At 33.5% G+C, this 16,064-nt stretch carries 18 protein-coding genes; 14 read left to right on the top strand and 4 right to left on the bottom strand.

The genetic code is table 11. The features are described from left to right. The first annotated feature begins 109 nt into the window (after positions 1-109). The 3 genes from EDB96_RS12330 to EDB96_RS12320 all read left to right on the top strand — a co-directional run bounded on the left by EDB96_RS12330 (position 110) and on the right by EDB96_RS12320 (position 2,055). Positions 110-802: a DUF421 domain-containing protein gene (locus tag EDB96_RS12330; protein ID WP_134141087.1), complete on the top strand. Its 693-nt coding sequence runs from the start codon at positions 110-112 to the stop codon at positions 800-802. Positions 803-855: 53 nt separating this feature from the next. After that, complete coding sequence (coaD, locus tag EDB96_RS12325) at positions 856-1,314, top strand: pantetheine-phosphate adenylyltransferase (RefSeq protein WP_057118550.1); 459 nt, start codon at positions 856-858, stop codon at positions 1,312-1,314. Positions 1,315-1,476: 162 nt separating this feature from the next. Continuing rightward, positions 1,477-2,055 carry a PhnA domain-containing protein gene (locus EDB96_RS12320; RefSeq protein ID WP_134141085.1) on the top strand — a complete coding sequence of 193 codons (579 nt, stop codon included), beginning with the start codon at positions 1,477-1,479 and terminating at the stop codon, positions 2,053-2,055. A 262-nt stretch (positions 2,056-2,317) separates the two neighbouring features. On the opposite strand, the gene EDB96_RS12315 is transcribed toward EDB96_RS12320, so the two are convergent. Together EDB96_RS12315 and EDB96_RS12310 are read right to left on the bottom strand one after the other, a co-directional pair. Beyond that, complete coding sequence (locus EDB96_RS12315; RefSeq protein ID WP_057118553.1) at positions 2,318-2,761, bottom strand: hypothetical protein; 444 nt, start codon at positions 2,759-2,761, stop codon at positions 2,318-2,320. Between the two features lie 191 nt (positions 2,762-2,952). Continuing rightward, a complete protein-coding gene (locus EDB96_RS12310; protein ID WP_134141084.1) occupies positions 2,953-4,317 on the bottom strand; it encodes a DEAD/DEAH box helicase in 1,365 nt (454 codons plus the stop codon). Between the two features lie 228 nt (positions 4,318-4,545). Here EDB96_RS12310 and EDB96_RS12305 point away from each other — a divergent pair, with 228 nt between their 5' ends. After that, a complete protein-coding gene (locus EDB96_RS12305; RefSeq protein WP_134141082.1) occupies positions 4,546-6,273 on the top strand; it encodes a M14 family metallopeptidase in 1,728 nt (575 codons plus the stop codon). A gap of 363 nt (positions 6,274-6,636) precedes the next feature. Further along, entirely contained in the window at positions 6,637-7,377 is a 741-nt protein-coding gene (locus EDB96_RS12300; RefSeq protein ID WP_134141081.1) for a DUF6882 domain-containing protein, read from the top strand. 136 nt (positions 7,378-7,513) lie between these two features. Here the strand turns inward: EDB96_RS12300 and EDB96_RS12295 are convergent, their stop codons facing one another. Beyond that, positions 7,514-8,167 carry an NUDIX hydrolase gene (locus tag EDB96_RS12295; protein ID WP_057118556.1) on the bottom strand — a complete coding sequence of 218 codons (654 nt, stop codon included), beginning with the start codon at positions 8,165-8,167 and terminating at the stop codon, positions 7,514-7,516. Positions 8,168-8,174: 7 nt separating this feature from the next. On the opposite strand from EDB96_RS12295, the gene pyrE reads away from it, so the two are divergent. Together pyrE and EDB96_RS12285 are read left to right on the top strand one after the other, a co-directional pair. Continuing rightward, the gene (gene pyrE, locus EDB96_RS12290) at positions 8,175-8,822 is read left to right on the top strand and encodes an orotate phosphoribosyltransferase (RefSeq protein ID WP_057118557.1); all 648 of its coding nucleotides are present in this window, start codon (positions 8,175-8,177) and stop codon (positions 8,820-8,822) included. Positions 8,823-8,956: 134 nt separating this feature from the next. After that, positions 8,957-9,349 carry an orotate phosphoribosyltransferase gene (locus tag EDB96_RS12285; protein WP_095954711.1) on the top strand — a complete coding sequence of 131 codons (393 nt, stop codon included), beginning with the start codon at positions 8,957-8,959 and terminating at the stop codon, positions 9,347-9,349. A gap of 209 nt (positions 9,350-9,558) precedes the next feature. Here the strand turns inward: EDB96_RS12285 and EDB96_RS12280 are convergent, their stop codons facing one another. After that, on the bottom strand, positions 9,559-10,287 hold the full coding sequence (locus EDB96_RS12280) for a biotin--[acetyl-CoA-carboxylase] ligase (protein ID WP_134141079.1): 729 nt from the start codon (positions 10,285-10,287) through the stop codon (positions 9,559-9,561). A 94-nt stretch (positions 10,288-10,381) separates the two neighbouring features. Between EDB96_RS12280 and rsfS the strand changes: the two genes are divergently transcribed. The 7 genes from rsfS to EDB96_RS12245 all read left to right on the top strand — a co-directional run bounded on the left by rsfS (position 10,382) and on the right by EDB96_RS12245 (position 16,010). Beyond that, a complete protein-coding gene (gene rsfS / locus EDB96_RS12275; RefSeq protein ID WP_007809313.1) occupies positions 10,382-10,753 on the top strand; it encodes a ribosome silencing factor in 372 nt (123 codons plus the stop codon). A gap of 15 nt (positions 10,754-10,768) precedes the next feature. Then, on the top strand, positions 10,769-12,694 hold the full coding sequence (gene ftsH, locus EDB96_RS12270; RefSeq protein ID WP_057118560.1) for an ATP-dependent zinc metalloprotease FtsH: 1,926 nt from the start codon (positions 10,769-10,771) through the stop codon (positions 12,692-12,694). A 117-nt stretch (positions 12,695-12,811) separates the two neighbouring features. Next, complete coding sequence (locus EDB96_RS12265; protein WP_134141077.1) at positions 12,812-13,417, top strand: lactate utilization protein B/C; 606 nt, start codon at positions 12,812-12,814, stop codon at positions 13,415-13,417. Position 13,418: 1 nt separating this feature from the next. Next, positions 13,419-14,309: a phosphatidate cytidylyltransferase gene (locus EDB96_RS12260; RefSeq protein ID WP_134141075.1), complete on the top strand. Its 891-nt coding sequence runs from the start codon at positions 13,419-13,421 to the stop codon at positions 14,307-14,309. Continuing rightward, entirely contained in the window at positions 14,299-14,952 is a 654-nt protein-coding gene (locus EDB96_RS12255; RefSeq protein WP_134141073.1) for a phosphatidylserine decarboxylase family protein, read from the top strand. The genes EDB96_RS12260 and EDB96_RS12255 overlap by 11 nt, the downstream gene beginning before the upstream one ends. Further along, entirely contained in the window at positions 14,953-15,222 is a 270-nt protein-coding gene (locus EDB96_RS12250) for an acyl-CoA-binding protein (protein WP_057118564.1), read from the top strand. It begins immediately after the preceding gene. Positions 15,223-15,230: 8 nt separating this feature from the next. Further along, positions 15,231-16,010: a superoxide dismutase gene (locus EDB96_RS12245; protein WP_057118565.1), complete on the top strand. Its 780-nt coding sequence runs from the start codon at positions 15,231-15,233 to the stop codon at positions 16,008-16,010. The last annotated feature ends 54 nt before the right edge of the window (positions 16,011-16,064 follow it).

Here is a 16,064-nt window from a genome sequence, read left to right as displayed (position 1 = left end):
TTATTTTTTAACCCAATACTGTCAGGCTGAGTGAAGTCTAAGTTATCAAAAGCTTAAACCTAAAAAACTTAGAAACTTAGCCCCTCAGAACCTTAGAACCTTAAAAAAAATGAAAGAAATCTTTGAATGGAATAGATTGTTATTTAACGAATTACCCCAGGTTTTCCTTCTGGAAGTAATATTTCGTTCAACGGTTATGTTTACTATTTTACTGCTTACATTAAAGTTAGCTGGTAAAAGAGGAGTAAAACAATTATCTATATTCGAAACCGTAATTGTTATTGCGCTTGGTTCGGCCGCCGGCGATCCAATGTTTTATGAAGATGTCGGAATAATACCGGCAGCGATTGTTTTCTTAGTTATCATTATCCTATATCGCGGTGTAACATGGCTTACTGGAAAGAGTAAAAAATTCGAGGAATTTATAGAAGGCAAAACCGAATGTTTAATTAATGATGGAAAATTTTCTATCTCAACTTTTAAAAAAGAATCTTTGGCTCAGGACGAATTTTTCTCTGAATTAAGAATCAAATCTATTGAACATTTAGGACAAGTAAAACATGCTTTTATAGAAACAAGCGGAGAAATCAGTGTCTTTTTTTACAAAGATGAAGAAGTGAAACACGGCCTTCCTATTTTGCCTTTACTTTTTCATCAAAAAAGTAAAAACATTCTAAGTGACGGAATTTATTCCTGCACTTTTTGCGGTCATACCGAAGAACAAAAAAAAGGAACCGCAAAATGTAAAATCTGTAAAAAAGACGAATGGGTTCCAGCAATAAAAACCCTTAGAATTACCTAAATAAAGATCAAAACTTAGAATCTTAGTAACTCAGAACCTTAGAACCTCAAAAAATGAGAAGAGCAATATTCCCCGGATCCTTTGATCCTATTACACTTGGACATGAAGACATTATCAAAAGAGGAATTCCTTTGTTTGACGAAATTGTAATTGCGATTGGTGTAAATGCCGAAAAAAAATACATGTTTTCATTAGAAGAAAGAAAGCGTTTTATTGAAGAAACTTTTAAAGACGAACCGAAAGTATCAGTTATCACTTATGAAGGTTTAACCATTGATCTGGCAAAAAAACTAAAAGCCAATTTTATTTTAAGAGGTCTTCGCAACCCAGCAGATTTCGAATTTGAAAAAGCTATTGCGCATACGAATAGAAAACTTTCTAAAATAGAAACAGTATTTTTATTAACTGCTGCAAGTACATCATTTATTAGTTCGAGTATTGTTCGTGATGTATTACGTCATGGAGGTGAGTATGAAATGCTGGTTCCTGATGCGGTAAGGGTTAAGAAATAACACTAGACACTAAGCCATAGCAAGGAACAAAGCAAATGGACTATGCTTACTTTGTTAAAATTAAGTATGAAATTGCTTCGTACCTCGCAATGACAGAAAAACATAAACTTGCAAGCGAAACAAATTATAAGTAATTTCGCATTTTTAAACAAACAATAAATAATGAGCATCGAAAGAGAATTAAGCAAACGAAGCGGATCTAAATGTGAACTTTGCGGAAACGAAGAAAATCTAAAAGTTTATCAAGTACTGCCAACTCAAAAAGGCGGTATAGATGAATCTATATTAGCCTGTAATACTTGTATTGACCAAATTGAAAATCCAGATAACGTCGATTTAAATCACTGGAGATGCCTTAACGACAGCATGTGGAATGAAAATGTTGCTGTGCAAGTTGTTGCTTGGAGAATGTTAAGCCGTTTGCGTGCTGCAGGATGGCCTCAGGAATTATTGGACATGATGTATTTAGATGAAGATACTCTCGCATGGGCACAAGCAACTGGCGAAGGCGAAGATGACGAAAATAAATTAATTCACCGTGACAGTAACGGTGTAGTACTACAACACGGAGATTCTGTTGTTTTAATCAAAGATCTTAAAGTAAAAGGATCTAGCATGGTTGCCAAACAAGGAACTGCTGTAAGAAATATTCGTTTAGACCACGAAAACGCTGAATACATCGAAGGAAAAGTTGATGGACAGCAGATTGTGATTATAACGCAGTATGTGAAGAAGATTTAAATAAAGTTGCTAAGGTTCTGAGATGCTAAGATTCTAAGTTTTTTTTAGAATACTCACTATTTAACCGCAAAGCACACAAAGATTTACGCAAAGTTCACAAAGTTTTATTCACAAAGCTTTGCGAACTTTGTGCTTTTAAAAGCCTTTAAATAAAAAAACTTAGCGAGCTTTGCGTTAAAATTAAAGACAAAGTTTATCAACCTGAAACTTGAAACAAAAAAGCCGTTCAAATAGAACGGCTTTTTATACATATATCGAAAAACTATTTTTGAAATAATTTATTGATTTGGTCTTTTACGAATGGCTCAGAAACGTTGTTTGTTGCTGCGTCTCTTTCTTTACCAGAAACCATAAACTGAACTGTAGATTTGTCTGGAACCACATTTCCTGTATAGTGCAACCAAATGTAGTTGTTAGGTAACTCTAATTTGATATCGTACAACGGAGAAGCTGTAAATCCGCCCATGATAATGTTGTATAAAGAGTTATAAGCATTATCGATGTTCTTGAATGAAAATTTTCTCAAAGTAGAATCGTCATCACTTTGAACAATAGTGTAATACACAGTGTATTCGTCACCAATTTTCTGAATGTAGTTGTTATTTACTTTTCCTAATTTTTCTACAGGAACCGTTTCTAGAACCTTAACCTGTGCAAACGAAACAAAAGTAAAAAACAATGCGGCAAGAGTAATAATCTTTTTCATATAGTATTTGGGGTTACAATTTTACTGTAGCAAAAAAACATAGAAATATTGAAAAAACACCTATCAAATCATTATTTTTTTAACATAAAATTGTAAAACTTAGTTAAAGAATTCTAAACATCTGAAATACAAGGAGATAAATCCAAAGTCAAAAAAACTCTTTAATCAAATTATTCGCTCGTTTAGCATAACTAATATTTCCCTTTTTTCTCCTCTTCTTCTTTCTTGATGACATTTCGGGCAACCTCAATTTTGAACTTTTTGCCTTTCATCTTTTCGTCCTTAATATTTTTCAGAAGTTCTTTTACCTTATTGAATCTTACGGCTGCAAACGAAACAAAATCTTTCACTTCAATTAAACCTAAATCCTCTTTTTCTAATTTTCCCTTTTGAGAAAAGAAACCCACAATATCAAATTTATTTAGTTTTGTTTTCTTCCCGCCGCTGATATAAATAGTTTGAAATTGAGGTGGATTTGGCAGTGAGACGTTACCATCAACACTTAAAACCTCCATTTCATAATCAATGTAGTCTAATTGTTTTTCACTTTCGTGAATGATAATATAAGACGTTCCAGTTGCCTGCATACGCGCTGTACGTCCATTTCTATGTGTAAATTCATCTTCTTTTAATGGCAGGTGATAATGAATAACGTGTTTCATTTCTGGAATATCCAAACCTCTGGCTGCTAGATCTGTTGTAACCAAATAGCTGACGCTTCCATTTCTAAACTGAATTAAAGCGCGCTCACGTTCGTCCTGATCCATCCCCCCGTGATAATAAACCGAATAAATTCCTTTTTCGTTTAAAGTATCGCTGATACGTTCTGCAGCATCGCGATGATTACAAAAAATAATCGCCGATTCTGAATTTAAAGAACAAATTAAATTGAACAAACTCTGTAATTTATCTTTAGCTGGCGAAACCACCATTTTCATCGAAAGATTAGCTTTTTCTTCTTCCTCTGGAATAAAATCTAAAATTGTTGGATTTACAACGCGTGTGTATTTCGGAATTTCAATATCGGAAGTTGCCGAAACTAAAACCCTTTTATTTACTTTCGATAATCTGCCAATTATGAAAGACATTTGTTCGTGAAAGCCTAATTGAAGCGATTTATCAAATTCATCCAAAATTAAAGTCTGAATTTTATCGGTTCTAAAAGTATCTCTGTCAATATGATCGGCAATTCTTCCTGGCGTTCCAATTAAAACCGCAGGCGGATTGCTTAAATTTTTGATTTCTGTGTCGATTGAATGTCCACCGTAGCAGATATTTACTTTATACTGCGTTCCCATTTTTTTCCAAACCTGTTCGATCTGAAGTCCAAGTTCGCGGGAAGGAACCAAAATTAGACATTGAACAGAAAGAATCTCAGGCTGCAATAATTCTAAAATTGGAAGCAAAAAAGCCAATGTTTTTCCAGATCCAGTTGGAGAAAGTAATAAAACGTTGTTTTCGTTTAAAATGGCATCTTGCGCCATTTCCTGCATTTCGTTCAGACTCTGAATCCCTAAATTCGAAAGTATATTGTTGGAATGGTGTTTTTTATTCATTTTGCAAAAGTAGGGAAAGTTTTTTAACCGCAAAGCACGCAAAGGTTTACACAAAGTTCGCAAAGTTTAGTTCAAAGCTTTGCCAACTTTACGTTTTTATAAAACCCATACATAAAAAACCTTGCGTGCTTTGCGGTAAAAAACACAAAGCCAATCAACTTGAAACCTGAAATTTGAAACTTTTAAACAAATAAAAAACTATATTTGATTTTGATTAAAACCAAAACCATGAAACTTTTTACCTTTTTCATTTCACTTTTCACCATAACCCTTTTTGCTCAAAACAATAAAAAATACGATACGTTTTTTGAGAAAGGAAACGGAAACCAATCGGCATCTTATCAGGAAACTATCGCTTATTTTAAAATGCTTGCTGCCGATTTTCCAACTATTCAAATGAAAGAAATGGGACTGACAGATTCTGGAGAACCTTTGCATATGATTACCTTCAATCCTGACAAGGAATTTGATTTTGATAAAATACAGAAAACCAAAGCCGTTTTATTTGTGAATAACGGAATCCATGCGGGCGAACCTGACGGAATCGATGCAACCATGCAATTTTACAGAGATTTGGCAATTGGCAAACTGAAAGCACCTAAAAATACTGTTTTAGTGACTATTCCCGTTTATAATATTGGTGGTGCTTTAAACCGAAATTCGACAACTCGAGCGAACCAAGACGGACCCGAAATTTATGGTTTTAGAGGAAATGCGAGAAATTACGATTTGAACCGCGATATGATGAAATCTGACACGAGAAACACTAAAAGTTTTGTCGAGATTTTCCAAAAAATAAATGCCGATGTTTTTATTGACAATCACGTAAGTAACGGTTCTGATTATCAATACAAATTGACGTACATTATGACACAGCATAATAAACTCGGAACTGTTTTGGGCGATTTTATGAATAACGAAATGATGCCGGCTTTGGTCAAAGATCTTCAAAAGAAGAAAATTGAAACTACGCCTTATGTCGATTCATTTAAAGATACTCCAGACAAAGGTTTTGGACAATTTGTAGATAGTCCGCGATATACAACGGGTTACACTTCCCTATTCAATACAATTGGTTTTGTGGTTGAAACACATATGCTGAAAAAATACGCAGAACGCGTAAAAATGACTTACGAGTACATGAAGTCTACTATGGATTTTACCGATGCGAATTATCAAAAGATAAAAGATTTAAGAGTAAAGAATTTAGAACAATATCAGCCTAAAAAATCGTATACTTTAAAATGGGAATTGGACAGTACAAAAGCAACTACTTTTTCGTTTTTGGGATATGAAGCAGGCTACAAAAAAAGCGAAGCTACAACAGGAAATCGTTTGTATTATGACAGAAGCAAACCATACAAAAAAGATGTTCCGTATATCAAAGAATTCAAATCGGTAAAAGATGTTGTTATTCCGTCTGCTTATATCATTCCACGTGGTTATTGGAATATTATTGAACTTTTGAAAAACAATAATATCTCGTTTAAGCAAATTAAAAACGATACGATTATAGAAGTCGAAAGTTATAGAATTGCCAATTTTAAAACTGTTCCGTCTGCTTACGAAGGGCATTATTTACACAGAAACACGACCGTAACTTCTAAGCTCGTTAAAATGAATTTCGCTAAAGGAGATTACATTGTTCCAACCACTCAAAAAGGTGTAAAATATCTTCTAGAAGCTTTTGAACCAGAAGGTGTTGATTCGTTCTTTAACTGGAATTTCTTCGATCCTATTTTACAGCAAAAAGAACATTACTCAGAATATATTTTTGAAGATACCGCGGCGCAGCTTTTAAAAGATAATCCAACTCTAAAAGCAGCATTAGAAACCAAAAAACAAAACGACCGCGAATTTGCAAAAAATTCTGAAGAACAGTTAAATTGGATTTACAAGCATTCTGTTTATTATGAAAAGGCACATATGCAGTATCCTGTTTATCGTGTTTTGTAGATTTTTTTTTGATTTGATGTGGTTTAAAAAGTCCCATATCGCAAAGAGAGAGACGTTTGTGACAGCATGGTAAATATATTCCGTTAGGAATATCTCGTAGGTAGAAAAAAAATAATGGTTATGCATTGTGTCCTGTAAGGACACCTGTTTACGGCATTATTACCTAGTTAATCAAACGTTCCGATGGAACGTATATTCGGAATTCATTTTCTTTCTACCTACGAGACATTCCTACGGAATGAGTTTTTTAATTGCAAAGTTCAAAATTCACAAAGCAAGTATAAATTTAATTAACGTTTTTCTGACTTATCTTAAAAGTTATATATTTGAATACATAAATTTTATAATTCTAAAAGTCATAAAATGGGTCTATTCAATAATCTTTTTAAAAAGAAAGAAGAAAATACAGAATCAACTACTAATCAGCCAAACAATACTATACACTTCGCATCTGAAAATGATTTTTTAGAAAAATTTGGAGCAATTGCTTTGGAAAAACAAAGAAATCTATTTGAGATAACTGGTGGTCTTTCTTGGAATGTCGATATGAATAAAGAAGAAATAACTTTTGGAGATGATCTTACATTTCCGATGCAGGTTTTGGGTTCTTTTTCACATTCTTCAGAAACATGGCTTTGGATTTGGGACAACAAAGCGGGAGGTTATGCAGAATCTGTTATGAAGCAAGCTCTTTTGTTAAAGAAATACGGCGAAGAAAATAATATTGATTTATTAACAGTTGGAAAATTTGATGCTACTCAGAACGATTTACATCTAATAGGAATGATTGCTGTTGAGATGTTTAATGCAAGTGGTTATTATCTTGGAAATTACGGTCAAGGGACGATGGTTGTTACCATTAAATCTGATGCAGTAGATAATGTTGAGAGCGAAGAATTAGCTCGAATTCTAACTGTTTTTCCAGAACTTATTTCAACATTTGAAATTCAAAACCACAAAAATGCTTTTACCAATTATCTTTCTCAAAAAGGTTATGAACTGACATCTAATGGAAATGAAATTAAAGCCGAAAAGAATGGAAATGTAATAAATGCGGTTTTTAATGATGATAATCTTTTGATAAAATTAAATGGTAATTCTTAATACGAAAGTGAAGTTCGCGTGAGGGATAGAGCCAAGCTACCGTAGTAGCGGCGAAAGCCCGACAGCAATAAAAAAAATACCCAATGAACGCAAAGTTGATTGGGTATTTTTTTTAATTGGTGGCACGCCCCAATACTTAAATATCTGAATTTGGACCTGATCGATATGGAACAGGCGGTGCAATTTTTTCTACTCGAACTTCCTCTTCTTCAAACAACAATTTGATGTTTTCGTATGAGTTTTTAAGTGCTTCTTTGATTTGCTCTGGGTTTAGCCAAGCCACTTTTTCGATGCCTTCTTCTATTTGTCCGTGAGGAGTTCCCTCAAAATCTGAATGCATTTCGAACCAATGCGTGATTTTTAATTTGTATTTTCCGTTGCGTTTGAAAATATGATAGGTTTTTTGCAGTTTATTGATTATACGAAGTTTATTTACTCCAGTTTCTTCCTCTACTTCGCGCATGGCGGTTGCTTCAATGTCCTCGCCTTTCTCGATTCCGCCCTTTGGTAAATCCCATTTTCCGTTTCTAAAAATGAATAGAACCTCGCCTTTCTTGTTGTACACAAAGCCTCCGCCAGCTTTATTTACTGGAATTTTGGCTTTAAGGGTTTTCATTATTTCACTTTCGTCGGGATGATATAAAATAGCTTTTTGAATTTTATTTTGAAAAATTTTTATGATAAGCTGTTCGATATCAATGCTCTCCAACAAGAACAATTGGAAATCTGTTTCTTTCGAGATTTCATTTGTCAAAAAAAGTGGTTTGTCGTTTACAAAAACTTTATACATTTGTACTATGATTTTTAATAAAGATACTGCCGAAAAAACAGCCGAATTGCTTTTGCAAATAAATGCAATTAAATTGAATCCCGAAAATCCTTTTACATGGGCTTCTGGTTGGAAATCTCCTATTTATTGTGATAATAGGTTAATTCTTTCATTTCCGAGCATCAGAAACTATGTTCGTGATGAGTTTGCTAAGAACATCGAAAAACAATTTGGAAAACCCGATGTGATCGCTGGTGTTGCCACTGGAGCCATTGGAGTTGGAATTTTGGTTGCCGAAAGTTTAGGACTTCCATTCGTATACGTGCGTCCGGAACCTAAAAAACACGGAAGACAAAACCAAGTTGAAGGTTTTTTACAAAAAGGACAAAATGTTGTAGTTGTCGAAGATTTAATTAGTACTGGAAAAAGCAGTTTGATGGCTGTGGAAGCTTTAAGAAGCGAAGGTGCGAACATTAAAGGTATGGCGGCGATTTTTACATATGGTTTTGGCATTGCTGAAGAAAATTTTAAAGAAGCTAATATTGATTTATTCACTTTGAGCAACTACGAAAATTTATTAGACTTGGCGGTTCAAAAGCAATATATCACTGAAGATCAGCAATCGACTCTGCTGGAGTGGAATGAAAGCCCGTCAACTTGGGGACAAGAGGAGTAATTTAGATTTTCTAAAAAATCGCTTCGCTCTTTTTTGGGAATTTAATCTCACTTTGCGATCTTAGTGTCTTATAAACCAAGCATATAAAAAAACCTTAGCGCACTTTGCGGTAAAAACAAAAAAATAAAAAATATATGAACTTAGAAAGTCCAAAAGTTACTGTTCAGAAATCAGCTCAAGATTTATTCGATCAATTGACTGATGTTAAGAATTTTGAAAAATTAATGCCGGATAATATCGCTAAATTTGAAGTGACTGGCGAAGACGCTTTTATTTTTGGATTGAAAGGGATGCCTGAAATCAAATTGAAAATGAAAGACAAAGTGGCTCCAAACAAAATTGTTTTGGGTGCAGCAAGTGACAAACTTCCGTTTACTTTGACTTCAAACATTGACAGCATTTCTGATTCTGAAAGTGCAGTTCAATTGTTTTTTGAAGGAGAGTTTAATGCTATGATGGCAATGATGGTTAAAGGACCAATCAGCAAATTCATCGAAACTCTAGCAAATAATATGAATAAGCTTTAATAATGGTTAATTATTAATTGTGAATTATAAATGAAAGGCCTGATTTTATTATCGGGCTTTTTTTTGAATGCCACGAAGGCGCTAAGGCACAAAGTTTTTTATTTCATGCAGATTCTACTCATTCAAACATATTTCTTTAAGTCATAAAACTTAGCGTCTTCGCTTTCAAAAAAAAACTTAGAATCTTAGCATCTCAGAACCTTAGCAACTTAGTAAAGCATTTTAACCTCCTTTATATCAAATTCTACAACAGAATCATCTTCTAATAAAACCTGCAATTTTCCAATTGAAGAAACGCCTTGAATGATTCCCATGAAATTTTGATCGTTGAGGTTTTTGAAAGGCATTGGAACTCCTTTTTTGAATAAAGAATTAAAATAATCGGTCCATAAATCTTTTGCAGAAGTCTGCCATGACTGTATTTTCTCCTTTATTTTTTCTACTATTAAAATTGCTAATTCTTCTTTATCAAAAGATTTACCTGAAATTACTGCTAGAGAAGATGCATTTGGCAAATCTGCATAATCAGTTTGGTTTACGTTCATCCCTATTCCGACAACTGACACGATCCTGCCATCGCTTTTTATGGTGTTTTCGATTAGTATGCCAACCAATTTCTTATTGTATGACAGAATGTCGTTTGGCCATTTTATGCATATATCAGGAATATTTAACGATTTCAGCACTTCTGTAACTGCTAATGAAACAACGACACTTAAATTAAAGACTTGTTCGTTATTAAATAGAAAATCCTTTACCAATACACTCATAATTAAGTTTTTACCAGCTTCAGACTCCCACTTTCCTCCCATTTGTCCTTTGCCTTTTGTCTGATTTTCAGCTGTTACCACCGTAAAATTCTCTAGTTGATCCTGACTTGACAATGCCTTCAGGAAATCATTTGTTGAATCTATGGCATCGAGTTTGATTAGTTTCATTAAATAATTTAGATAACTTAATTTAATATTTTGTTAAGGTTCAAAAATAATCACAAAATTTGGTAACTTTACAAATTCACATATAAAATAATTCATGGCGAAAAAGACGATTAATAATGATGTTCTACTGGCGAACATAATCAAAGGGATTGAGGAAGTAAAAGGAAATGATATCGATATTCTTGACTTAAGAGAAATAGATACAGCTGTATGCGACTATTTTGTAATTTGCAACGGTAGCTCAAATACCCAAGTTAACGCCATCGTAAACTCAATTCAAAAAACAGTATCAAAAGACTTAAAAGATAAACCTTGGCACGTAGAAGGAACCGATAATGCAGAATGGGTTTTAATGGATTATGTACACATTGTAGTACATGTTTTCCAGAAACATATTCGCGAATATTACAATATCGAGAGCCTTTGGGGTGATGCCAAAATAACTACAATCGAAAATAAATACTAAAGAAACTTTCATTAAATGGCTAAAGATAATAATCCAAATCCGAATAAATTTAAAATAAGTCCTTGGTTAATATATACCGCAATACTTTTAGTTTTTTTATTTATAAGTTTTGCTACCGGAGGATCTAGCTTAAGCGAACCTGCTCAATTAACTTCTTCTAAATTCAACACGCTTTTAGAAAAAGGCCAGATTGAAAAAGTTATTGTGTACAACAAAGCTGAGGCTGAAGTATATTTAAATGCTGCGGCTCTTAAAGACCCGTCAAATAAAAAAGTTGCTGAAGATATTTTCAAACAGCCAAACAAAGGTCCGCACTATACGCTGGAAATTGGTAATGATCAAATATTTCAAACAAAACTTGAAAAAGCGGTTAGCGAGGGCAAACTGAAAGATTTTAATTTCCTTCAAAAAAACAATTGGAGCGATATTTTAATCAGCTTACTTCCTATCATCATCATTGTTGGTGTATGGATTTTCATCATGCGTAAAATGTCTGGCGGAGGTGCTGGAGGCGGCGGACAGATTTTCAATATCGGAAAATCTAAAGCCAAACTATTCGATGAAAAAACAGATATCAAAACTACATTTAAAGATGTTGCTGGTTTAGAAGGTGCTAAAGAAGAAATTCAAGAAATTGTTGAATTCCTTAAAAACCCTGAAAAATATACCAATCTGGGAGGTAAAATTCCAAAAGGTGCTCTACTTGTAGGACCTCCAGGAACTGGTAAAACTTTATTGGCAAAAGCTGTTGCCGGTGAGGCTCAGGTACCTTTCTTCTCTTTATCAGGTTCTGATTTCGTCGAGATGTTTGTAGGAGTTGGAGCTTCACGTGTACGTGATTTATTCAAACAAGCAAAAGAAAAATCTCCTGCTATCATTTTCATCGATGAGATTGATGCTGTTGGTAGAGCAAGAGGAAAAAGCAATATGTCTGGCGGAAATGACGAAAGAGAAAACACTTTGAACCAATTACTAACAGAAATGGATGGTTTTGGGACAAACTCTAACGTAATTGTATTAGCTGCAACCAATAGAGCTGATGTCCTTGACAAAGCTTTAATGCGTGCAGGACGTTTTGACAGACAGATTTTTGTAGACTTACCAGATATTCGCGAAAGAGCTGAAATCTTTAAAGTACACTTAGCTCCTATCAAAAAAGTTGAAGGTCTAGATTTAGATTTCTTAGCTAAACAAACTCCAGGTTTTTCGGGTGCAGATATTGCAAACGTTTGTAACGAAGCTGCCTTAATTGCTGCACGTAACAACAAAGCTGCTGTTGACAGACAAGATTTCCTTGACGCAGTTGATAGAATTATCGGTGGTTTAGAAAAGAAAAACAAAATTATAACTCCAGAAGAGAAAAGAGCAATTGCTATTCATGAAGCTGGACATGCAACTGTAAGCTGGATGCTAGAGCATGCTGCGCCGCTTATTAAGGTAACTATTGTACCTCGTGGACAAAGTTTAGGAGCTGCTTGGTATTTACCAGAAGAGAGACAAATCGTTAGAACAGATCAAATGTTAGATGAAATGTGTGCTACTATGGGTGGTAGAGCTGCAGAGAAAGTAACTTTCGACAGAATTTCAACTGGTGCTTTGAGCGATTTAGAAAAAGTAACGCGTCAAGCTCGTGCTATGGTAACGATCTACGGATTGAACGATAAAATCGGAAATGTTACTTATTATGATTCAACTGGACAAAGTGAATATAACTTCTCGAAACCATATTCTGATGAAACAGCAAAAATTATTGATGCTGAAATTTCAGAGTTAATCGAAGGTCAATACCAGAGAGCGATTCAAATCTTAGAAGAAAACAAAGACAAACTAAATCAACTAGCTGATATTCTGATTGAAAAAGAAGTTATCTTTAAAGATGATCTAGAAAATATTTTTGGAAAACGAACTTTTGACAAAAATTTGGAAGAAGTAGTTTCATAAATAATTTACGAAATACGTAATAATTTTTTAAAATCTTAATTCAAAATACCCTTTTGAATTAAGATTTTTTTATCTTTGAACGTTTTCAATTAACATGTAAAGTATTTCATATAAAAAATGAATTTTTTCAAAAAAATATTTGGCTCAAGCGAAGCCGCTTCTGACGAAGAGAATGAAAGCGAATATGCAGGTACATCTGCACAGAACAGTCATTTATCTTTAGACGAGCAATTTATTTTCAATTTCAAAAAAAATGGAGGTAAGTTCTTGTACTGCGAAAACACTGAAGAAGTTGCTGAACAGTTTGAAAACATATTAGAAGAAAATGATTGGTTTGAAAGTGAAGTTTTGTGTTATGAGCCAGCTTTGTTTAGTTTATTAGAAGAAAATAAATTATTTTACATTGCTCCTTCTAAACCAAAATTTTTATTGGCAAGCTGTGAAAACCTTATTGCTGATGAAGGTTCAATTTTATTTTCATCAAAACAAATTAGACAAAATAAACCAAACGAATTACCTGCAAATATTGTTATTATAGCTACAACCAGCCAGATCCTTCCAATGAAAAGCGACGGATTGAGCGCTATAAAACGTAAATACGAAAGAGACTACCCTACTAATATCACTACCATAAAATATTTCGAAAAAGCCAAAGAAGAAGACTTTACGCAATACGGAAGTGTTGCCAAGAATCTTTATTTATTGCTTTTAGAAGATCTTTAAGATGAATGAAACACTGAAGAGAACCATTTCTGGTGCTGTTTATATCGCTTTATTACTAACTTCGATATTGTTTTCTACCGAAAGCTTCATTACACTTTTTGGTATTTTCTTAATTATCACTCTTTACGAATTTTCTAATCTCGTTAATTTAAACAAAGTATTTTCTATACTTTTTGGAATGTCAATTTATGCGGCAACAATTCTCATAAGTCATTACAACAAACAGACTAGTAAATTTATAAACGATACTTTTAATTCTAATATAACTTTAGAAACCAACATCAAACAGCTGGATTTAATTCTTTTGGCAGTTACATTAGTCGTTTCTATAAAATGTATTATATTCTTATTTTATGATTCAGTTCAAAAAATAAGCACTTCTTCAAAATATTTGTATCTGCTTGGGTATATTACACTTCCTTTTATTTTTATCGTTAAAATCTCATTCGGAACTAATGACTATAATCCGAAAATTATTCTTGGATTATTTGTTTTGATCTGGACTAATGATACTTTTGCGTATTTAGTTGGAAAATCAATCGGTAAGCATAAATTGTTCGAACGTGTTTCCCCAAAAAAAACTATTGAAGGTTTTCTTGGCGGTGTTGTTTTTGCAGCTTTTGCAGGTTTTTTAATCTCAAAACTGTACATTCAGCCCAATCCTGAATTTAGCAATAAATCAATTTTAATCTGGACGATAATTGCTTTAATTGTAAGCATTTTTGGGACTATTGGAGATTTGATTGAATCCAAATTTAAAAGAATTGCAGGCGTAAAAGACAGTGGTTCGATAATGCCGGGACACGGAGGTATTTTAGATCGATTAGATAGTGTTATATTTGTAGCACCAATTATATTTTTATTTTATCAAATTTTATATTATGTTTCATAAAGAAGGAGGCCCGTCCATTTTATTAGGTGTAGTTTTTACAGTCGTTGTGGTTTTATTAGCCGAAAAATTTATTGATATCAATTGGCTTAGAACTCTAGTTCAAATTGCAGCGCTTGTAGTTTTGATCATTATCTTGCAATTTTTTAGAAATCCTAAAAGAATTGCAATTAAGAACAGCGATCATATCCTTGCTCCTGTTGATGGAAAAGTTGTGGTTATCGAAGAAGTTTATGAAGGAGAATATTTTAAGGATAAACGTTTACAGGTTTCTATTTTTATGTCTCCTATCAATGTTCACGTAACTCGTTACGCGATGGATGGTATCATTAAATTTAGCAAATACCACCCTGGAAAATTTCTTGTTGCATGGCATCCAAAAGCGAGTGAAGAAAACGAAAGAACTACTGTAGTTATCGAAAATGAAACATTTGGCGCTATTCTATACAGACAAATCGCTGGAGCATTGGCTCGTAGAATTGTAAATTACGCCAAAGAAGGAATGCAGGTTGTTCAAGGAACAGATGCTGGTTTCATTAAATTTGGATCAAGAGTAGATTTATTTTTACCTTTAGGTACACCTATCAACGTTGAATTGAATCAAAAAGCGATTGGTGGAAAAACAATTATTGCTACGAAAGCATAAATGGCTGAGAAAGATTTAGATATTCGCTTTGCGGAAGCTGTAGAAATTGCAATGACAATGACTCAGGCTTCACTGCCGCAAGATGTGCAGTTAAGACTTTACGCTTTTTACAAACAGGCAACTTTTGGTACAGCAGTTTACAATCAATCTGAAAATTTTGATTTGAGAGATGCGTTCAAAACTAATGCCTGGATGCAGATTAGTCATATGTCAATTGATGAGGCGAAAGAAAATTATATCGAGATCATTAACTCATTATCATCAAAATAAATAACATTATGAAGAAAAACGTTGTTCTATTTAGCACTTTAGCTTCATTTTTACTATTATTTTCCTGCAAAGAAGATAAGCTGACCGAAGTTGTTGAGGTTCCTCTTCCGACTAAAGAAGAAAAAATAACTATTGGTTCGCCAAATGATGTTAAAGCTGATCCCGGTTCTTTTGAAATGACAAAACTGTCCTTTAATTATGACGGTCTTGCACCTGCAATTCGAACTTTGACTTTAGAAACTCATTATTCTAAACATTATTTATCTTACACAAACAATTTTAATAAAGAAATTGTTTCTACAGAATTTGAGAATATGCCTATTGAGGATATTTTGAAAAAGATGGATTTAAATAATGCCAAACTTCGTCAAAATGCTGGAGGATATTACAACCATACGCTTTATTTTAATGTTTTAACTCCAAAAGAGCAAACTCCGAAAGATACTCTTGCCGGTTCTATTAATAAAGAATTTGGTTCTTTCAACAATCTAACGAATCAATTTAAAGCGCAGTCAGAAAAGCAATTTGGTTCTGGATGGGTTTGGTTAGTAGTTGACCGATATGGAAAACTTCAAATTACAACAACTCAGGATCAAGATAATCCGTTAATGAAAAATGCTTTGATTCCAGGAACGCCTATTTTAGGCATTGATCTTTGGGAACATGCCTATTATCTAGATTATCAAAACCGAAAAGGAAGTTATATTGATGCTTTTTATGAACATATTAATTGGGAAAAAGTAAACGAATATTATGTTGAAGCACTCAAAAAGGTTAAAAAAGTATAGAAAAAAAGCTGGTACGAATTAAGTATCAGCTTTTTTTTATACCTTTTATGTACT

Source organism: Flavobacterium sp. S87F.05.LMB.W.Kidney.N, assembly GCF_004366435.1.
GTDB lineage: Bacteria > Bacteroidota > Bacteroidia > Flavobacteriales > Flavobacteriaceae > Flavobacterium.
The sequence above is the reverse complement of the archived record's forward strand: the minus strand, read 5'-3'. Positions and strand labels throughout refer to the sequence as shown.